The organism is Mycolicibacterium sp. XJ879 (assembly GCF_053483935.1).
In genome coordinates, this window is sequence record NZ_JBEFTH010000011.1 from 91,986 (window position 1) to 107,274 (window position 15,289).

Genomic DNA, 15,289 nt, shown 5'->3' on the forward strand with positions numbered 1-15,289 from the left:
GATTCGATGTCAGACGGTGACGCCAATCGCGGCCACGTACGGATCGCTGCTGCGATCCTGGCTGCGATCCTGTTGGCGGCGACGGTCTTCACCTATCTGGCCTACACCGCCGCGTTCACGCCCACCGACACCGTGAGCGTCACCTCACCGCGGGCCGGCTTGGTGATGGAACGCGACGCCAAGGTCAAGTACCGGGGTGTGCAGATCGGCAAGGTCAAGAAGATCGAGTACACCGGGGACGAAGCGAAGCTGACCCTGGCCATCGACAGCAGCGAGATGCGCTACATCCCGGCCAACGCTCCGGTACGAATCGGGAGCACAACGGTTTTCGGTGCCAAGGCCGTGGAGTTCCTCCCACCCGAGGAACCGGTCGGACACCTCAAATCCGGGGCGACGGTGGCCGCGAAAGACGTGCAACTCGAGGTCAACACGCTGTTCCAGACCTTGAACAAGGTGCTGCAGAAGATCGACCCGATCCACCTCAACGCGACGCTGAGCGCGTTGGCAGAAGGGCTGCGCGGTAACGGCGATGACCTCGGGGCTACCCTGGCCGGCTTGAATTACTATCTCGAGCAACTGAACCCGAAGCTGCCGACGCTGCAGGAGGATCTGCAGAAGACAGCGGTGGTGGCCAACATCTACGGCGACGCCGGGCCCGACGTGGCACGGATCCTCGACAACGCGCCGACGATCAGCAACACGATCGTCGACGAACAGGACAACCTCAACGCGACACTGCTCGCCGCGACGGGTCTGGCCAACAACGGCACCGCCACCCTCGAGCCGGGCGCGGAAGACTACATCGCCGCGATGCAGCGGCTGCGCGCGCCGCTGAGCGTGGCGGGCGAGTACTCGCCGGAGTTCGGCTGCATCCTCGAGGGCACGGCCCTGGCGGTGGACCGGTTCGCGCCGGTCATCGGTGGTATCCGTCCGGGCCTGTTCGTCGCATCGAACTTCCTTCCGGGTTCGCCTGCCTACACCTACCCGGAGAGCTTGCCGATCGTGAACGCCTCCGGCGGGCCCAACTGCCGTGGCCTGCCCAACGTCCCGAGCAAGCAGTTCGGCGGCTCGTGGTACCGCTCCAAGTTCCTGGTCACCGACAACGCCTATGTGCCGTACCAACCGAACACCGAGGTGCAGTTCGACGCACCCTCGACGCTGCAGTGGTTGTTCAACGGCGCGTTCGCGGAGAGGGACGACTTCTGATGAGGCGCGACCGCACGCTGCTCAACGTCAGCATCTTCACCGTGGTGATGCTGTTGGTCGCGGCGGGTCTCGTGGTGGTGTTCGGTGAGTTCCGGTTCGCGCCGGAAACCGGCTACCACGCGACGTTCGCCAACGCGTCACGGCTGAAGCCCGGTCAGGATGTGCGCATCGCGGGTGTGCCCGTCGGCAACGTGAACGAAGTAACGCTTAACCCCGACAACACCGTCGACGTCGCGTTCGACGTCGACGAGCGCTACCAGCTCTACACCTCCACCCGCGCCGTGGTGCGCTACGAGAACCTCGTCGGCGACCGCTATCTCGAGATCACCTCCGGACCCGGCGAGCTGAAGAAACTTCCTGCGGGCTCGACCATTCCGAAGACCAACACCCAGCCGGCGCTGGACCTCGACGCGTTGCTCGGCGGTCTGCGCCCGGTGCTCAAGGGCCTCGACGGCCAGAAGGTCAACGAGGTGAGCAACGCGGTCATCGAACTGCTGCAGGGCCAGGGCGGCGCACTGTCGAACCTGCTGTCGAGCACCAGCGCGTTCACCCAGAACATCGCCGCCCGAGACCAGCTCATCGGCGACGTGATCACGAATCTGAACACCGTGCTCGCCACCGTCGACGAGAAGGGGGCACAGTTCAACGCCAGCGTCGACCAACTGCAGAAGCTCATCACCGGTCTGGCCGAAGGCCGTGACCCGATCGCCGGCGCGATCCAACCGCTTGCCACCGCCGAGAACGACCTCACCGACATGCTGGTGCAGTCACGCCGACCGGTACAGGGCGTGATCGAGAACGTCCGCCCGTTCGCCCAGCGGTTCGACGAGCGCAAGGCCGACGTCAACAAAGTCATCGAGCCGCTCGCCGAAAACTACCTGCGGCTCAATGCGCTCGGCGCCTACGGTTCGTTCTTCAACATCTTCTACTGTTCGACCCGCTTGAAGATCAACGGTCCTGCCGGTAGCGACATTCTGGTCCCGTTCGGTGGACCGCCTGATCCGTCCAAGGGGAGGTGTGCACCGGTCGATGAGTAGACCCGACGAGTCGAACCCCTTGCGGACGGGGATCTTCGGCATCTTCCTGGTGACGTGTTTGGTGCTGGTGTCGTTCGGCTACACCAGCCTGCCGTTCTGGCCGCAGGGCAAGCCCTACGAGGCGTACTTCACCGATGCCGGCGGGATTTCGCCCGGCAACGACGTCAACGTGTCGGGCATCAAGGTCGGTCAGGTGACCGGCGTCGAGCTGGCGGGCGATGCGGCCAAGGTGACCTTCACCGTCGACCGCGCTGTCCGGGTTGGTGACCAGTCGCTGGTCTCGATCAAGACCGACACCGTGCTCGGCGAGAAGTCGCTGGCGGTGACGCCACAAGGGGGCGGTGATTCAACGGTGATCCCGTTGGGCCGCACCACGACTCCGTACACGCTCAACACGGCGCTACAGGATCTCGGCCAGAATGTCGGTGACCTGGACAAGCCACGCTTCGAGCAGGCGCTGCAGACGTTGACCGACTCGCTGCAGGAAGCCACCCCGCAGTTGCGCGGCGCCCTCGACGGCATCGCCAACCTGTCGCGCACCATCAACAAACGCGACGAGGCCCTCGATCAACTGCTGGGCCATGCCAAACGGGTCTCCGACACGCTCGCGGAGCGGGCCGGCCAGGTGAACCAGCTCATCGTCGACGGCAACCTGCTGTTCGCCGCGCTCGACGAGAAGCGCCAGGCGCTGAGCAACCTGATCGCCGGTATCGACGATGTGTCCGAACAACTTTCGGGGTTCGTCGCAGATAACCGCCGCGAGTTCAAGCCCGCAATGGAGAAGCTCAACCTGGTGATGGACAACCTGCTCGAGCGTCGCGAACACATCAGCGAGGCGCTTCAGCGGCTTCCCCCGTATGCCACGGCACTGGGCGAGGTGGTCGGTTCCGGACCCGGGTTCCAGATCAATCTGTACGGCCTGCCGCCCGCGCCGATCGCCGAGGTGCTCTTGGACGTCTACTTCCAGCCGGGCAAGCTGCCCGACAGCCTGTCTGACATGCTGCGCGGCTACATTTCCGAACGACTGATCATCAGGCCGAAGTCACCATGACGGACGCGAACCCGATTCTGGAACGCAGCCGCTGGCTGCGGGTGACGCTGGCCGTGCTGCTGGCGGTGACGCTGGTCGCCGGTGTGTATCTGGTGTGGCCGTCGCGCACCGGCGACAAGCTGACCGCCTACTTCACCTCGGCCATCGGCCTCTATCCCGGCGACGACGTGCGCATCGTCGGGGTGCCCGTTGGCAAGATCGACTCGATCGAACCGCGCGCCAACGACGTGAAGGTCTCGATGACCCTGCGCAACGGCATCAAGGTACCCGCCGACGCGAAGGCACTCATCATCTCGCCGAACCTGGTGGCGGCCAGGTTCATCCAGCTCACCCCCGCATACACCGACGGTCCCGCACTCGGCGACGGCGCCCAGATCGGCCTGGACCGCACCGCGGTGCCGGTCGAATGGGACGACGTCAAAGAACAGCTCACCGCCCTCAGCGCGCAACTGGGTCCGCAGCCAGGATCCGTGCAGGGCCCGCTGACCGAGTTCGTCAACCAGGCCGCCGACACGTTCGACGGCAACGGCGACACGTTCCGCCAAGCGCTGCGGGAACTCTCGCAGACCGCTGGCCGGCTCGGTGACTCGCGCACCGACCTGTTCGGCACCATCCGCAATCTGCAGGTGCTCGTCGACGCGCTGTCCAACAGCAACGAGCAGATCGTGCAGTTCTCCAACCACGTCGCCTCGGTGTCGCAGGTGCTCGCCGACAGCTCCGCCGACCTGGACAACACGCTGGGCACGCTCAACCAGGCGCTCGGCGACGTGCGCGGGTTCCTCGACGACTCCAACCAGGCGCTGATCGATCAGGTGACCAAGCTGACCGACTTCACCAGCCTGCTCACCGAGCGCAGTGAGGACATCGAGCAGATCCTGCACATCACGCCCAACGGCCTTTCGAACTTCTACAACATCTACAACCCGGCCCAGGGCACCGTCGGCGGCCTGCTGACCCTGCCGAACTTCGCCAACCCGGTGCAGTTCATCTGCGGCGGCACGTTCGAGGCCGGGGCATCGACGGACAACTACAAACGCACCGAAATCTGCCGCCAGCGCATGGGTCCGGTGTTCAAGCGCATCTCGATGAACTACCCGCCGGTGATGTTCCACCCGATCAACAGCATCACCGCGTACAAGGGCCAGATCATCTACGACACACCGGAAACCGAGGCCAAGGCCAAGACCCCGGTGCCGTATCTGCAGTGGGAATCTGCGCCGGGCGTCACACCACCGCCGGTGTCGGCCGACATGGACCTCAGCTCGTTGTTCGTGCCGCCGACGCCCGACGCTGCGACCGGCGCCTCGTCATCGCACGCCGGTGGACCCGAAGCGGCGCCCGCCGCACCGGAAGCGCACGGGCCGCAGGCATCGCTACCCGCCGAGGCAGGGGGCCGATGATGCGCAGAGCGTTGGCGATCTCGTCGCTGGCCATGCTCTTGGCCGGCTGTCAGTACGGCGGTCTGAACTCGCTGAACATGCCCGGCACCGCGGGCCACGGAGCCGGTTCCTATGAGGTCACCGTGGAGTTGCCCGATGTGGCGACGCTGCCGCAGAACTCACCGGTGATGGTCGACGACGTCACCGTGGGCAGCGTGTCGGGCATCGACGCCGTGCAGCGCGCTGACGGCACGTTCTACGCCGCGGTCCAACTGTCGCTGGACCGCAACGTCGAGCTACCCGCCAACGCGGTCGTGCGGGTGGCCCAGACCTCGCTGCTGGGGTCACAGCACATCGAGCTGGCCGAACCCGTCGGCGAGCCGGGCGTCGGGAAGCTGGCGAACGGCGACAACATCCCGATCGACCGCGCCGGACGCTATCCCACCACCGAGGAAGTGCTGTCCGCGCTGGGTGTCGTCGTCAACAAGGGCAATCTCGGTGCGCTGCAAGATATCACCGAGGAGACCTACAACGCGGTAGCCGGCAGGCAGGGCAGCTTCGAACATCTGGTCCCGCGGCTGGCCGAGCTGACCAGCTCCCTGGAAGAACAAACCGGCGACATCATCGCTGCCGCGGAGGGGCTGAACCGCTTCGCGGGCATCCTGGCGCGCAGCAAGGACAGCCTCGGCCGCACGCTCGACACCCTTCCCGAAGCGCTGACCGTCCTGAACAACAACCGCGCCAACATCGTCGACGCGTTCGGCGCGCTGCGCAGCTTCGCCACCGTCGCCTCGCACGTCCTGCAGGAGACCAAGGACGACTTCGCCGCCAACTTCATCGACCTCTACCCGGTGGTCAAGTCACTCAACGACAACGTCGACTTTCTCATCAAGGACCTGGAGTTGTTGCCGACCTTCCCGTTCCACTACAAGTACCTGCGTAATGCGGTGCGCGGTGACTACCTGAACGTCTACACCACCTTCGACCTGACGCTGCGGCGCACCGGCGAGTCGGTGTTCACCACCTCGTGGGGGCTGGACCCGAACATGAAGCGCATGCACGAGATCATCACCCCGCCAGAGTTCCTCACCGGGGCGTTGGCGAATCTGTCCGGCCAGGCCGCCGACCCGTTCGAGATCCCGCCGGGGACGGCGACCCAGCACGAGGCGGGGCCCTAGATGATCGACCGGCTCACCCGAATCCAGCTCGGGATCTTCGCGATCGTCACGGTGCTGACTGTCGGCGCGATATCGATCTTCTATCTGCGAGTGCCTGCCGCGCTCGGCATCGGCGTCTACAATGTGACGGCGAATTTCGTTGTGGCAGGCGGTCTTTACCAGAACGCCAACGTCACCTACCGCGGCGTGACCATCGGCCGGGTGGAGTCGGTCGGGCTGTCCGACGACAGCGTGGTCGCCCGCATGCGGCTCGACAGCGGAACGCCGGTGCCGGAGAACGTCACCGCGACAGTCAAGAGCGTCTCGGCCGTCGGTGAACAGTACGTCGACCTGGTGCCTCCGGAGAACGCGTCGCAGGAGAAGCTGCGCAACGGGGCCAACATCGACGTGTCGCGCACCGCGGTCGGCCAGGATATCGCCGGCCTGCTGGCTGAAGCCCAGGCTCTGGTCTCCAGCGTCGACGACAGCAGGATGCAGGATCTGCTGGACGAAACGTTCAAGGCGTTCAACGGGTCCGGGCCCGAACTGGCCAGGCTGATCACGTCCGCGCGCCTTCTCATCGACGAGGCCAACGCCAACTACGGCCAGATCAACCAACTCATCGACCAGGCCGGACCCTTCCTGGATGCGCAGATCCGCAGCGGCGATGACATCAGGTCGCTCGCCGACGGGTTGGCCCGGTTCACCACCGAGGTCGCCAACGCCGACCCGCAGTTGCGCAGCACGCTGCAGACGGTGCCCGGCGCCACGGCCGAGGCCAACGAACTGTTCAGCGGGATCCGGCCGTCGTTTCCGATCCTGGCCGCCAACCTGGCCAACTTCGGCCGCATCGGGGTGATCTACCGCGATTCGATCGAACACGCCCTGGTGGTGTTCCCGGCGCTGATGGCAGCGCTGCTGACAGTCGGCGGCGGGGTCCCCGCCGACGAGGGCGGCAAGCTCGACTTCAAGATCCACCTGCAGGATCCGCCGCCGTGCCTGACCGGGTTCGTCCCGCCCTCGCAGATGCGCTCACCGGCTGACGAGACGCTGCGTGAGCTGCCGAAGGACCTGTACTGCAAGACCCCGCACAACGATCCGGCCGTCGTGCGCGGTGCGCGTAACTACCCGTGCCAGGAATACCCGGGTAAGCGGGCACCGACCGTCCAACTCTGCCGCGACCCGCAGGGTTACGTGCCGCTGGGCAACAACCCGTGGCGCGGACCGCCGGTTCCGGTCGGCACGCCGATGGACACCCGCGAGGACGACACCACCGAGATCGGGCGCAACATCTTGCCGCCCAACAAGTTCCCGTACATCCCGCCGCAGGTCGATCCGGATCCGGGTCCGCCGGTGGTGCAGCTGCCGCCGGGTGTTCCGCCTGGCCCCGGCCCGGCGCCGCATGCGCCGTTCCCGCTGCCGACGCCACCGAATGAGGTGCAGCCCACCTTGCCGCCGGCGTGGCCGTTCTTCGCGCCGCCCGATCACGTGGTGCCGCCGTACGGCAGAACGCCGCCGCCGCCGGCGGGCGCGCCGGCCCCTGCGCCGCAGGCACCGCCACCCCCCAACGCTCCGCCGCTGCCCGCGGAGGTGCCCATGGCCTCAGGTGCGCAGTTCACGACCTACGACGACGACGGCAAGTTCGTCGATCCGGCCGGCGGAACTGGCGTGCTCGCGGACGCAACTGACACACTGGCGCCAGCAGAGAACTGGGTTGATCTGATGTTGGCTCCAAGGCAGGCGTAGATGACGGAACAGACGGCTTCGACGGAACGATCGCCGGGGCCCGCCGGGCGTCGGCGCGCGTCTCGCGCCGCCGGACCGGCCAGCGGTAGTGCCACGGCGACAGCCGTGCGGGTGGAAGCGCCACCCACGATGAAGGTTCGGCTGCCTCGGCAGCCCGGTCCACCGGCCCGGCGGCAACCGAACCGCCGGCTGGTTGCCGCGATCTTCGCCGCCACCGCGTTGGTGGCGGTGATGGTCCTGGTCGGGTTGACCGCCCTGATGTACGTCCAGCAGCGCGACACCGAAGAGGTCTTCGCGCGAGAGCAGCGGTTCGTCGACACCGCCGCCCAACTCGTCGTCAACATGTTCAGCTACGACCAGGAGAGCATCGACGAAAGCGTCGAACGGTTCGTCAACAGCACCAGCGGCCCGCTGCGCGCGATGATGACCGAAGGCAACAACACCGAGAACCTGAAGATGATTTTCCGCGAGACCAACGCCAGTGCGGAAACGGTGATCAACGGTGCGGCGCTGGAGAAGATCGACGAGATCGCGAACAATGCCGCGGTGTTGGTGTCGGCGCGGGTGACCGTGACGGACATCGACGGCAACAATCAACCGTCGCAGCCGTACCGGTTGCGGGTGATCGTGCACGAGGACGGCAACGGCCACATGACGGCCTATGACCTCAAGTACCCCGATGGGGGCAACTGATGCCCAGGCTGGTCGGTGTGCTGTGTGGGTTGTTGGCGGTCGCGTTCGTCACGGCGGCCGGCGTGGGTGGCGCGATGTACTGGAACCGGGTGGAGTTGCGCGGTGAACAAGCTGCCCGCGCCGAGCTCGCCCCGTTGGCGGAGAAGCAGATTCCGCAGGTCTTCGGCTACGACTATCAGACCGTCGAGCGCAGCCTCAACGAGGTGTACCCGATGCTGACCCCGGCCTACCGCCAGGAATTTCAGGATCGCGCCGCCAAGGACATCATCCCGCAGGCCCGGGAACGGCAACTGGTCAGCCAGGCCAACGTGGTCGGTGTGGGGGTCATGAAGGCACAACGCAACTCGGCGTCGGTGATGGTCTACATGAACCGCACGATCACCGACAAAGCCGAGGAGCCGATCTACGACGGCAGCCGGTTACGCGTCGACTATCAAAAGATCGACGGCAAGTGGCTGATCGAGTACATCACCCCGATCTGAGCCGGCCGGACCGCCGTCACGCGTTGGTGTTCGTGGCGGCGAGCGCGTCGAGAAACGACCGCGCCCAGCGGTCGACATCGTGGGCGAGCACCTGGCGGCGCAGGGCCCGCATCCGCCGTCGACCTTCCTCGGACGTCTGCGTCAACGCCTCCTCGATGGCGTCCTTGACGCCCTCGAGGTGGTGCGGGTTGACCAGGTAGGCCTGACGCAGTTCGGCTGCGGCGCCGGTGAACTCGCTGAGCACCAGCGCTCCGCCCAGATCGCTGCGGCAGGCGACGTACTCCTTGGCGACCAGGTTCATGCCGTCGCGCAGCGGGGTCACCAGCATGACGTCGGCGGCCACGAAGAACGCGATGAGCTCATCGCGGGGGACCGGCCGGTGCACATAGTGCACGATCGGCTGACCGACCTCGGCGTACTCACCGTTGATGTGCCCGACCTGGCGTTCGATGTCTTCACGCATCTCGATGTAGCTCTCGACGCGTTCGCGGCTGGGGGTCGCCAGCTGCACCAGCACGGTGTCCGCACGGCTGGCCCGGTTCTCGGCGAGCAGTTCGGCGAGCGCCCGCAGTCGAACGTCGATGCCCTTGGTGTAGTCCAGCCGGTCGACACCCAGCAGGATCTTGCGCGGGTTGCCCAGCTCGGCGCGGATCTCGCGGGCGCGTTTGCGGATCGCCTTGCTGCGCGCCTGCTGGTCGAGCGAGGCCGAGTCGATGGAGATCGGGAAGGCGCCGACCCGCACCACGCGGTCCTCGAGTTGGGCTTCACCGAAGCGCGCTCGCACACCGATCGAGCCGCGCGACGTGCTGGCACCCGCCAGGCGTCGGGCCAGGATCAGGAAGTTTTGTGCGCCGCCGGCCAGATGGAAGCCGACCAGGTCGGCGCCGAGCAGGCCGTCGACGATCTGGCTTCGCCACGGCAGCTGCATGAACAGCTCGATCGGCGGGAAGGGAATGTGCAGGAAGAAGCCGATGGTCAAATCGGGCCGCAGCGTGCGCAGCATCTTCGGTACCAGCTGGAGCTGGTAGTCCTGGACCCACACGGTGGCGCCTTGGGCCGCGGCCTTGGCGGTGGCCTCGGCGAAGCGCCGGTTCACCTCGACGTAGGAGTCCCACCATTTGCGGTGGTAGATCGGCTTGACGATGACGTCGTGGTACAGCGGCCACAGGGTGGCGTTGGAGAAGCCCTCGTAGTATTCGGCGACCTCGTGGGCCGACAGCGTGACCGGGTACAGGACCATATCGTCCTGCTCGATCGGATCTTCGTCGGCGTCGGGAACGCCGGGCCAGCCGATCCACGCGCCCCGACGGCTTCGTAGCAACGGCTCCAACGCCGTGACCAGACCGCCCGGACTCCGCTTCCACGTCGTGCTGCCGTCGGGCAGCCGTTCCATGTCGATCGGCAGCCGGTTGGCCACCACGACGAAGTCAGAGTTCCCCGTGCCGGCCTGCGGACTCACTTACGCCTCGAGCTTCGAGGGCCCAATACCGAGCATGGACAAAAAGACCCGGCACTCGTCGGCGTCGGTTGCGTACGCGGCGACAACCCGCCGCGCTTGGCGCGCGGTGCTGTCGGCGAGCGGCTCGACGTCGCCGAGCTCGGAGTGGTCAGATTTAGCAGCCATAGGACAACTCTAGCTGCGCGGCCGTCACCGCTGCTCAGGGACTATGGCCGGTCACCGTCGGGCTGTGGCCGACCACCGGATCCGGTGGCGGCGTCACCGTCATGGCTTCGGCTTCCTCGGCCAGGCCGATGCACCCTCCGGAGTTGTGCCCGAGACAGGGGACACCCAACACCTCGGGGACGTCCGGGTTGGCCGCGGTGGTGGTGAACGGCGAACCGGCGTTAGGCACGGTATGGGGGACGCACACGCCGGTGAACTGGTCGGCCTCTTCGCCGGAGGGGCAGTCCTGGGCGGTCGGGGTCATGGTGGGCACGGGCGCTGCAACGACGGCCATCACTGGCGCGGCGGCAACAGCGACGGCAAAGCCACCGGCAAGGAGCAGTCGTCGAGCTGAAAGCTGAAAGGTTGCCATCGTCACGCTTTCTGTGGTGATCAATCGCGTCGTCGGCAAGATTCTATGGAAGCCGCGAGCTTTCTGCACAACTTACGGGAGCTACGGGCTGGAACTGATGGTGACCTTCGGCTGCGCGGGCGGGCCTTCCATCTCCGCGTCCTCGGCCAAACCGATGCATCCTCCGCCGTTGTGCCCGATGCAGGGGATGCCGTCGATCTCGGGCACGTCGGGATTGGCCGCGGTGGTGGTGAACAGCGGTGGCGATTTGGGCACCATGAACGGCACGCACGTGGTGGTGAAGGTGTCGGACTCTTCCCCCGAAGTGCATTCAGCCAGCGGATTACCGGCCTGCGGCGCGGACTGAGCCGCGACGACAGGCGCGGCGGCCGCCGCCAGGATGAACACGCCGATCACGAACTGCCGTCGGACGGCCAACGATGAAGTCATCTCGCGATTCTAGAGAGCTCGTGGCTTTTGCGTAGTTCGTCGCGGAGCTTGCTAAGTGGCGCCTGGGATTTCGAGCGAAGCCGCCGAAACAAGCCGTCGACAGGCACCGTAATGTGCACGTAGTCGAACGAGAGCGAACGAGGTGGTCTGCGTGACAAGCGCGAAACCCGCTGTTGACGGTGCGTCCCAGCAGGTCACATACGAAACACTGGAGGACGGCCAGATCGCCCGGATCTGGCTGAATCGGCCCGATGCGCAGAACGCCCAGTCGCGCACATTGCTGGTGCAATTGGACGAGGCATTCGCCCGGGCAGAGGCCGATGACCAGGTGCGGGTGGTGATCCTGGCCGCGCGCGGCAAGAACTTTTCCGCTGGCCATGATCTCGGTTCCGAAGAGGCGATGCTCGAGCGCACACCGGGGCCGGATCAACATCCGACGTTTCAGGCGTTCGGTGCCACCCGGCCGGCGATCGCCGAGCGGACCTATCTGCAGGAGTGGCACTTCTTCTTCGAAAACACCCGCCGCTGGCGTGATTTGCGCAAGATCACCATCGCGCAGGTGCAGGGCAACGCGATTTCGGCGGGGCTGATGCTGGTCTGGGCGTGTGATCTGATCGTCGCCTCCGACGACGCGAAGTTCAGCGACGTCGTCGCCGTCCGGATGGGCATGCCCGGCGTCGAATACTATGCGCACCCATGGGAATTCGGTGCGCGTAAGGCCAAAGAGCTTCTACTGACCGGTGATTCGATCGACGCCGAGGAGGCCTACCGCCTCGGCATGGTTTCCAAGGTGTTCCCGCGTGCCGAACTCGAGGACAAGACGCTGCAATTCGCCAGGCGCATCGCCGAACGTCCTACCATGGCGGCGCTGCTGGTCAAGGATTCGGTCAACGCCGCAGCCGACGCGATGGGCTTCACCGAGGCCCTGCGGCACGCCTTCCACATTCACGAACTGGGGCACGCGCACTGGGCGGCGCACAACGAGAATCGCTATCCGGTCGGGCTGCCGCCCAACGTTCCGGACTGGCGCACGTTGGGCGCACCCAAGCCCGCCCGCCGGGACGAGCCGTGACGTATAACTATCCTAATTAGATCAGCGAAGGAGTCTGCGGTGTCATTGGCGGGTCGAACAGTACTGGTCACCGGTGGTGGTACCGGGATCGGCAAGGGTGTGGCCGCCGCGGTGGTGGCGGCGGGCGGCAACGCGATGCTCGTCGGCCGCAACGCCGACCGGTTGGCCGCCGCGGTCGAGGAACTCTCCGCCGACCGCACCGGTGCGGTGCGCTACGAACCCGCCGACGTCACCAATGAGGACGAAGTGGCCCGCGTGGTGGCGGCCGCCACGGCATGGACCGGGCGACTGTATGGCGTCGTGCACTGCGCAGGCGGCAGCGAGACGATCGGCCCGATCACCCAGATCGACTCCGAGGCGTGGCGGCGCACGGTGGACCTAAACGTCAACGGCAGCATGTACATGCTCAAGCACGCGGCCCGCGAGATGGTGCGCGGCGGCGGCGGATCGTTCATCGGTATCTCCTCGATCGCGGCCAGCAACACCCACCGGTGGTTCGGCGCCTACGGTGTGAGCAAGTCGGCCGTGGACCATCTGATGATGCTGGCGGCCGACGAACTGGGCCCGTCGTGGGTGCGGGTGAACTGCATCCGGCCCGGGCTGATCCGCACCGAGTTGGTGGAGCCCATCATGAGTTCACCGGAAATCAGCGCCGACTACGCGTCGTGTACGCCGTTGCCGCGGGTCGGTGAGGTCGAGGACATCGCGAACGCGGCGGTGTTCTTGCTCAGCGATGCGGCCGGTTGGATCACCGGGCAGGTGATCAACGTCGACGGCGGCCACGGCCTGCGCCGCGGACCGGACATGTCGGCGATGCTCGAGCCGGTCTTCGGTGCCGACGGGCTGCGCGGCGTGGTCTCCTAACCCTTGCGGCTAGCCCTTACTCCCGCGAGCGTGGGATTGACGCACGCTTGCGGGCGCTTGAGCGTGACACAACCGCACGCTCGGCGGAGTAGGGAACCTAGCTCATCTCCGCCGCGCGGTGCACGGCGTTGACGATGCCCTGGTAGCCGGTGCAGCGGCAGAAGTTGCCCGACAGCCCTTCGCGGATCTCGTCGTCGGTGGGCTTGGGGTTCTCGCGCAGCAGCGCCGTGATGCTCGTGACGAATCCCGGTGTGCAGAAACCGCATTGCAGCCCGTGGCAGTCCCGCAGCGCGGCCTGCACCGGCGACAGTTCACCGTCGGGACCCGCGATACCCTCGACCGTCGTCACCTCGGTGTCCTCGGCCTGCACGGCGAAGACCAGGCACGCCCGCACCGCGTCACCGTCGAGCAGCACCGTGCACGCACCGCACGCTCCGTGCTCACAGCCCAGATGTGTGCCGGTCAGGCCGCACTTCTCGCGCAGGAAGTCCGCGAGGGTCAGCCGCGGTTCGACGACGGCGCGGTACGTGCGTCCGTTGACCGTCAATTCGACCGGTTGCTCATGCATCGAATGCCTCCGTAGTGGCTTTGGACCAGGCGCGCGCCACCATCGTCGCGCCGATTCTGGTGCGGTAGGCGGCCGAACCTTGCAGGTCGGACGGAATCTCGTCGATACCCGACAGGGCGAGTTCGCCGATCTCGTCGGCGCTGATTTCACTGACCGGTCGGCCGGTGATCGCCTTTTCGGCCGGTGTGCCGCGCAGCGGTGTCGAGCCGAGGCCTAGAAGCCCTATGCCGCAGCGGTTCACCCGGTTGTCGTCGTCGAGTTCCACCGCGACGGCCGCGCCCGCGATCGCGAAGTCGCCGTGGCGGCGCACGAACTCCTCCATCGCGAAACCCGAGCGCGCACCCCAGATCGGGAAGTGCACGGCGGTCAGGATCTCCGCGGGTTGCAGCGAGGTCTCCCACAGCCCGGTGAAGAAATCTTTGGCGGCGATCTCGCGGGATCCGGTCGGGGACACCGCATCCATCCGGGCGTCGAGCGCCAGCGCCACCGCCGCGTACTCGGCGGCCGGATCCGCGTGGGCGATCGCCCCGCCGAGCGTCCCGCGGGTACGGATTTGGAAGTGGCCGATGTGCGGTGTGGCCAGAGTCAACAGCGGAACCGACTCGGCCACTTCGTCATCCATGCCGACATAGGAGTGCGGGGTGCCGGCGGCGATGCGCACCGCGCCGTCCACCAGGTCGATGCCGCGCAGCTCGTCGATACGGGAGATGTCGACGAGGTTCTCGAAGTGGGTGAGCCGCATCGCCAGCATCGGCACCAGACTCTGCCCGCCGGCGAGCACCTTGGCGTCGTCGCCGTACTCGGCGAGCATCTCCACCGCATCCTTCACCGATTCGGCCCGGTGATAGGCGAACGGGGCGGGCTTCATGAGACCAGCCGGGCCAACAGGGTTTGCAGATCCTCGGTGGCGCCGGCGCGGTTGCGCCTGCGGCCGACGAGGAACCCGATCAGCACACCCGCCGCGAGTGCGCCGGCCGCCGGGGCGTAACGCTTGGCCATCCCCGGTGCCACGGCCTTCGCCAGTGCCAGGGAGTCGATGACGTCGCCCTGTTCGGCACCTGATGCGGCATCCGTTGTGGGAGTCGATGATTCGGCAGCAGCAACGGGGGCGCCGCCGCCGAGCAGCTCGGTCTCCAGGCTGTTGGCGAACTGTGCGATCAGATGGCCTGCCACATCGGCGAGTACGCCCCGGCCGAACTGCGCGGCCTTACCGGAGATGGTCAGGTCGGTGTTGATGAGCACGCTGGTTGCAGGTTGGGTGCCGGAGCCCTCGCTCTTGAGCTGCGCGGTGACGACGGCCGCGGCGTTGCCGTTGCCCCTGGTCTCCTTACCGTTGGCCTTCAGCACCATCCGCTGCGCTGCGGCGTCCTTTTCCACGAACGCCGCTTCGCCCTGATACGACACGGTGATCGGGCCAACTTTCACCTTGACCTTGCCGGTGAACTCGTCGCCGTCGACGGACAGCAGGGTCGCACCGGGCAGACACGGCGCGACCCGCTCGACGTCGGTGAGGAACTCCCACGTCTTCGCGGCGGGCACCGCGACGCGGAACTCGTTGTTCAGTTCCAT

17 protein-coding genes are annotated in these 15,289 nt (G+C 66.5%); 10 read left to right on the forward strand and 7 right to left on the reverse strand.

Going from position 1 to position 15,289, the window contains the following annotated elements; translation table 11 throughout:
• Positions 1-6: 6 nt before the first annotated feature.
• The 8 genes from ABQF13_RS21270 to ABQF13_RS21305 are packed head-to-tail and all read left to right on the forward strand — an operon-like array spanning position 7 to position 8,751.
• Positions 7-1,206, forward strand: a complete 1,200-nt coding sequence (locus ABQF13_RS21270) for an MCE family protein (protein ID WP_448394768.1) — start codon at positions 7-9, stop codon at positions 1,204-1,206.
• Positions 1,206-2,243 (forward strand): MCE family protein, encoded by a 1,038-nt coding sequence (locus ABQF13_RS21275; protein WP_448394769.1) that lies wholly within the window; start codon positions 1,206-1,208, stop codon positions 2,241-2,243. Before ABQF13_RS21270 ends, ABQF13_RS21275 begins: the two co-directional genes overlap by 1 nt.
• A complete protein-coding gene (locus ABQF13_RS21280; RefSeq protein WP_448394770.1) occupies positions 2,236-3,294 on the forward strand; it encodes an MCE family protein in 1,059 nt (352 codons plus the stop codon). The genes ABQF13_RS21275 and ABQF13_RS21280 overlap by 8 nt, the downstream gene beginning before the upstream one ends.
• On the forward strand, positions 3,291-4,694 hold the full coding sequence (locus ABQF13_RS21285) for a virulence factor Mce family protein (RefSeq protein ID WP_448394771.1): 1,404 nt from the start codon (positions 3,291-3,293) through the stop codon (positions 4,692-4,694). The genes ABQF13_RS21280 and ABQF13_RS21285 overlap by 4 nt, the downstream gene beginning before the upstream one ends.
• Positions 4,691-5,851 (forward strand): MCE family protein, encoded by a 1,161-nt coding sequence (locus ABQF13_RS21290; RefSeq protein WP_448394772.1) that lies wholly within the window; start codon positions 4,691-4,693, stop codon positions 5,849-5,851. The genes ABQF13_RS21285 and ABQF13_RS21290 overlap by 4 nt, the downstream gene beginning before the upstream one ends.
• On the forward strand, positions 5,852-7,576 hold the full coding sequence (locus ABQF13_RS21295; RefSeq protein ID WP_448394773.1) for a virulence factor Mce family protein: 1,725 nt from the start codon (positions 5,852-5,854) through the stop codon (positions 7,574-7,576).
• Positions 7,577-8,269 (forward strand): Rv1363c family protein, encoded by a 693-nt coding sequence (locus tag ABQF13_RS21300; protein ID WP_448394774.1) that lies wholly within the window; start codon positions 7,577-7,579, stop codon positions 8,267-8,269.
• Complete coding sequence (locus ABQF13_RS21305) at positions 8,269-8,751, forward strand: mammalian cell entry protein (RefSeq protein WP_448394775.1); 483 nt, start codon at positions 8,269-8,271, stop codon at positions 8,749-8,751. The genes ABQF13_RS21300 and ABQF13_RS21305 overlap by 1 nt, the downstream gene beginning before the upstream one ends.
• A 16-nt stretch (positions 8,752-8,767) precedes the next feature.
• Here ABQF13_RS21305 and ABQF13_RS21310 read toward each other — a convergent pair whose 3' ends face one another.
• From ABQF13_RS21310 to ABQF13_RS21325, 4 genes are all read right to left on the reverse strand, one after another.
• Positions 8,768-10,210 (reverse strand): alpha,alpha-trehalose-phosphate synthase (UDP-forming), encoded by a 1,443-nt coding sequence (locus ABQF13_RS21310; RefSeq protein WP_448394776.1) that lies wholly within the window; start codon positions 10,208-10,210, stop codon positions 8,768-8,770.
• Positions 10,211-10,375 (reverse strand): hypothetical protein, encoded by a 165-nt coding sequence (locus ABQF13_RS21315; RefSeq protein ID WP_109747019.1) that lies wholly within the window; start codon positions 10,373-10,375, stop codon positions 10,211-10,213.
• A gap of 34 nt (positions 10,376-10,409) precedes the next feature.
• Positions 10,410-10,787 carry a hypothetical protein gene (locus ABQF13_RS21320; RefSeq protein WP_448394777.1) on the reverse strand — a complete coding sequence of 126 codons (378 nt, stop codon included), beginning with the start codon at positions 10,785-10,787 and terminating at the stop codon, positions 10,410-10,412.
• 81 nt (positions 10,788-10,868) lie between these two features.
• Complete coding sequence (locus tag ABQF13_RS21325; protein ID WP_448394778.1) at positions 10,869-11,216, reverse strand: intersectin-EH binding protein Ibp1; 348 nt, start codon at positions 11,214-11,216, stop codon at positions 10,869-10,871.
• Positions 11,217-11,367: 151 nt separating this feature from the next.
• Here ABQF13_RS21325 and ABQF13_RS21330 point away from each other — a divergent pair, with 151 nt between their 5' ends.
• Together ABQF13_RS21330 and ABQF13_RS21335 are read left to right on the forward strand one after the other, a co-directional pair.
• Positions 11,368-12,288 carry an enoyl-CoA hydratase gene (locus tag ABQF13_RS21330; protein WP_448394779.1) on the forward strand — a complete coding sequence of 307 codons (921 nt, stop codon included), beginning with the start codon at positions 11,368-11,370 and terminating at the stop codon, positions 12,286-12,288.
• Positions 12,289-12,327: 39 nt separating this feature from the next.
• Complete coding sequence (locus tag ABQF13_RS21335) at positions 12,328-13,152, forward strand: SDR family oxidoreductase (protein WP_448394780.1); 825 nt, start codon at positions 12,328-12,330, stop codon at positions 13,150-13,152.
• Positions 13,153-13,249: 97 nt separating this feature from the next.
• On the opposite strand, the gene ABQF13_RS21340 is transcribed toward ABQF13_RS21335, so the two are convergent.
• The 3 genes from ABQF13_RS21340 to ABQF13_RS21350 are packed head-to-tail and all read right to left on the reverse strand — an operon-like array spanning position 13,250 to position 15,289.
• Positions 13,250-13,720, reverse strand: a complete 471-nt coding sequence (locus ABQF13_RS21340) for a (2Fe-2S)-binding protein (RefSeq protein ID WP_448394781.1) — start codon at positions 13,718-13,720, stop codon at positions 13,250-13,252.
• Positions 13,713-14,588 (reverse strand): FAD binding domain-containing protein, encoded by an 876-nt coding sequence (locus tag ABQF13_RS21345; RefSeq protein ID WP_448394782.1) that lies wholly within the window; start codon positions 14,586-14,588, stop codon positions 13,713-13,715. The genes ABQF13_RS21340 and ABQF13_RS21345 overlap by 8 nt, the downstream gene beginning before the upstream one ends.
• The gene (locus ABQF13_RS21350; protein WP_448394783.1) at positions 14,585-15,289 is read right to left on the reverse strand and encodes an SRPBCC family protein; all 705 of its coding nucleotides are present in this window, start codon (positions 15,287-15,289) and stop codon (positions 14,585-14,587) included. Before ABQF13_RS21350 ends, ABQF13_RS21345 begins: the two co-directional genes overlap by 4 nt.

Coding starts and splice junctions, on each gene's coding strand:
- ABQF13_RS21285 (WP_448394771.1), top strand. CDS start 3,291: ATGACGGACGCGAACCCGATTCTGGAACGCAGCCGCTGGCTGCGGGTG.
- ABQF13_RS21325 (WP_448394778.1), bottom strand. CDS start 11,216: ATGACTTCATCGTTGGCCGTCCGACGGCAGTTCGTGATCGGCGTGTTC.
- ABQF13_RS21280 (WP_448394770.1), top strand. CDS start 2,236: ATGAGTAGACCCGACGAGTCGAACCCCTTGCGGACGGGGATCTTCGGC.
- ABQF13_RS21290 (WP_448394772.1), top strand. CDS start 4,691: ATGATGCGCAGAGCGTTGGCGATCTCGTCGCTGGCCATGCTCTTGGCC.
- ABQF13_RS21315 (WP_109747019.1), bottom strand. CDS start 10,375: ATGGCTGCTAAATCTGACCACTCCGAGCTCGGCGACGTCGAGCCGCTC.
- ABQF13_RS21305 (WP_448394775.1), top strand. CDS start 8,269: ATGCCCAGGCTGGTCGGTGTGCTGTGTGGGTTGTTGGCGGTCGCGTTC.
- ABQF13_RS21345 (WP_448394782.1), bottom strand. CDS start 14,588: ATGAAGCCCGCCCCGTTCGCCTATCACCGGGCCGAATCGGTGAAGGAT.
- ABQF13_RS21300 (WP_448394774.1), top strand. CDS start 7,577: ATGACGGAACAGACGGCTTCGACGGAACGATCGCCGGGGCCCGCCGGG.
- ABQF13_RS21270 (WP_448394768.1), top strand. CDS start 7: ATGTCAGACGGTGACGCCAATCGCGGCCACGTACGGATCGCTGCTGCG.
- ABQF13_RS21340 (WP_448394781.1), bottom strand. CDS start 13,720: ATGCATGAGCAACCGGTCGAATTGACGGTCAACGGACGCACGTACCGC.
- ABQF13_RS21295 (WP_448394773.1), top strand. CDS start 5,852: ATGATCGACCGGCTCACCCGAATCCAGCTCGGGATCTTCGCGATCGTC.
- ABQF13_RS21320 (WP_448394777.1), bottom strand. CDS start 10,787: ATGGCAACCTTTCAGCTTTCAGCTCGACGACTGCTCCTTGCCGGTGGC.
- ABQF13_RS21350 (WP_448394783.1), bottom strand. CDS start 15,289: ATGGAACTGAACAACGAGTTCCGCGTCGCGGTGCCCGCCGCGAAGACG.
- ABQF13_RS21275 (WP_448394769.1), top strand. CDS start 1,206: ATGAGGCGCGACCGCACGCTGCTCAACGTCAGCATCTTCACCGTGGTG.